Genomic DNA, 2978 nt, shown 5'->3' with positions numbered 1-2978 from the left:
CTAGAAGAAGCCGAGCAATATTATCGACGAGCAATTGAAGCTGACCCTAACCATAGCAATAACCTAGGAAATTATGCCTATTTTCTTGGTGAACAAGGGAAACTAGAAGACGCCGAGTACTATTACCGTCGGGCAATTGAAATTGAACCAGATGATGCCGATTACCTAGGAAATTATGCCCTGTTACTTGAGGAAAAAGGGAAACTAGAAGATGCCGAGTACTATTATCGTCGAGCGATTGAAGCTTCCCCTAACCATACCAATAACCAAAGAAATTATGCCGATTTCCTTACAAATACAGAACGCTTTGAAGAAGCTAACAAGATTATACAACAAGCATTAGCAATAGAGCCAAATGATGAGCGCTTACTTAACATTAAAGAAGCAATACAAAGCAATCTCAATCAGTTAGAAGAAGAAACGGCATAATACACAGTATAAGTACTCGATAGCCTTATCGAGTACTTATACCAACTAACAACACAATTACAGCCATTATTGAAGCAACTCTAAAGCCCCTGTAACCAACACCAACGCCACCTTTCTTTTCGTTAATCTAACTCTTTCTTTTGGCAAAGAGGTAGCATGCGATTTCTCAAACTGCGCACTGACAGCAAACGCCAGCGTAAAGACGGTAGCCGGTATATCACACCGCTGATCGTCGATGCTCCGCGCAAATTTGCCCCAAGCCACCGCAGACAAGAAACCTGCATTCGCCGTAAAGAGTGCCAGTTGATCACAGGGGCACACGACTCAGGCAAAAGCCGCTGGTTACTGCGTCTTAAAGACAACCGTAATGAAATTTGGGGCAAGAAAGCCCAGCCAGTGGTACTCGAAGGGTTAATGCCGCTCTCTAGCTGGATTGAAGTGAAAGGGATCGACAAATGGTACAGCGAGCGCGAAACCGAAGAAGAAAGGCCCACACCGTGGCACAAACTCAACCTGCAGTTAAAAGCCGAGCTACTGGCTGAATACCTGCTTGAAACCCAAGCTATGCTGTTCATTGATGACGCCCACAAGCTAACAGGCCGTAAAGCCCAAATAGCCCGTAAGTGCCTTATCTCTGCCAAGTTATGGATCATGACGGCCAGTGAAGAAGGCCGTTTACCTGCCTCCATTCGCCCGATTGTCGAGCGTCGCGATCCGCAACGCACCAACCTTGAAAGTGATGTGAGCTACGACACCACCAAAGCCCTGATCTGGTTTTTAGTCGCCATGTGTGTGGTTGCTGGCGCATGGGAAGCGGGTGCCGTGATAGGTGGATTACAAATGTTAGGTAGCGGAAGGAGATCTACCCGTGCAGATTAGAGCCATTACCACTGCAACTTTACTGCTCACACACCTTTCCTTAAAAGCAGATGAGGGGGCAGAAGAAAGTGCATGGCCTATTGATTTGCCTTGGCAACAACCGAGCGAACAAGCACCGAACATTCAGCCGTTCGAGCTACCGACTTTAAAAGGCGAGAGCCCAGATTTTCATAGCGCGATTCCGGCAATACAAGGGGCACCCAAGGTCGATCCCGATACCATTTACCACGTTATTACCCGTTGTTACCCCGAAAAAACCAAATTCAAAATAGACGTAAACCTTGTCGCTGGTATGCGCAGCAGCGTCGATCAATATGATTCCAGCGATTGGCCTGAGATAACCGATCACTACATTGGCATTGTTGGGGAAATGCCACTCTATTCCACTACCGAACAATCCCGTGAAAGAGAATGGGAGCATAAACGCCGCGTCGCTACCGCCAAACAAGTGGCTGATTTTGTTCAAGCCTTAGCGAACCGTAACTACGCCTACCGTGAAATGGGGTTATACCTGGCAATGGAAGCCCGATCTCAAGCACGGGTAAAACAAGGCTTGGCCAACATTACCGAACAAGTGGGATTTTTAGAAAAAGTAGCTGCCGCACAACGCGACATTTTAAAGCACGAAGCCCAAGTAATAGAAAACCGCCTAGCGCTGATCTCGATGTGTGACAACGGCACCAGTGAACAAGTAAACCAGTACCTTAAAAAAGTCGCCTACCTACCGCCAGCCAAAAACAATAAACAAGGTAACAGCCAATGAAATGGCTCAACCACACCTTAATCGCAGGGGCATTGTGTGCCGTGGTATCGCCCCCACATGTGGCGGCATGCGTGGCAGGAGCTACCGCCCCCGATTGGATGGAATATGTTTCAAAAGCCTTGGGTAAGCCAGTTAAACACCGAGGACCGACACACATCTTCACCCATTGGCTAATTGCCGCGATCACCTTCACCTTTGTTTGGGATTATCACGGCCTATTGATGGCCTTTGCATGGGGAGGCGTCAGCCACATTTTAACCGATGCCATGACAGTAAGCGGTGTGCCCTTTTCCCCATACAGCGACAGACGATTTCACTTATTTGGTGGGCGATTTCGTACCGGCGATCCGATTGAATATGCCATTTCTGCTGCAGTAATTATCGCTTGTATTGGGGTTAGCCATGTCACAGGCAGCGGCAGTTTTAGCCCGTTTTTCTTCGATTGGGGCGGTTATTACAACCAAGGTTTAATTGATGCAGCCGAGTGGAAAGCCAACCGCTTTAGACTTATTTAGATTACGTAACTTACTTAACTTACTTAACTTACGCAAGTTACATAACTTACGTAAAAAGGATTTAATACCATGAAAAATAAAGGATTAACCTTACTCGAATTAATTATCGCCATTAGTGTTTTAAGCATTATGCTCACTATGGCAGCCCCTAGCTTTAACAACCTGTTTGCCAGCAACACCATGAAGCGTACCTCTACCGAACTACGTGGCCTGATCGTTGCTGCCAAATCGGAAGCCGTGATGCGCGGCACCGATGTGTACCTTCACACCATAGGCTTAACTAGCACTAAAACCCTCACCGATAACTGGTGCCTTATTGCCACTACCGATGCCACCATTGCCGATTGTGATCACAGCAATGTTTTATACAAAGTCGACGGTAGCCAAATGAC

5 protein-coding genes are annotated in these 2978 nt (G+C 47.0%); all 5 read left to right on the top strand.

Annotated elements, in window-relative coordinates; genetic code table 11:
- The coding region (locus E5A76_RS19810) for a tetratricopeptide repeat protein (RefSeq protein ID WP_161119977.1) at positions 1-429 on the top strand (429 nt) is incomplete at its 5' end.
- Between the two features lie 156 nt (positions 430-585).
- Positions 586-1308: a hypothetical protein gene (locus E5A76_RS19805; protein WP_107167504.1), complete on the top strand. Its 723-nt coding sequence runs from the start codon at positions 586-588 to the stop codon at positions 1306-1308.
- A complete protein-coding gene (locus tag E5A76_RS19800) occupies positions 1298-2071 on the top strand; it encodes a hypothetical protein (protein ID WP_161119976.1) in 774 nt (257 codons plus the stop codon). The genes E5A76_RS19805 and E5A76_RS19800 overlap by 11 nt, the downstream gene beginning before the upstream one ends.
- A complete protein-coding gene (locus E5A76_RS19795; protein ID WP_161119975.1) occupies positions 2068-2586 on the top strand; it encodes a metal-dependent hydrolase in 519 nt (172 codons plus the stop codon). Before E5A76_RS19800 ends, E5A76_RS19795 begins: the two co-directional genes overlap by 4 nt.
- 69 nt (positions 2587-2655) lie before the next feature.
- Positions 2656-2978, top strand: a 323-nt coding sequence (locus tag E5A76_RS19790) for a pilus assembly FimT family protein (RefSeq protein ID WP_161119974.1), incomplete at its 3' end; no start/stop codon positions are given.

The organism is Photobacterium lucens (assembly GCF_009873615.1).
GTDB classification, from domain to species: Bacteria; Pseudomonadota; Gammaproteobacteria; order Enterobacterales; family Vibrionaceae; genus Photobacterium; species Photobacterium lucens.
This window is presented reverse-complemented; position numbering and strand designations above follow the sequence as displayed.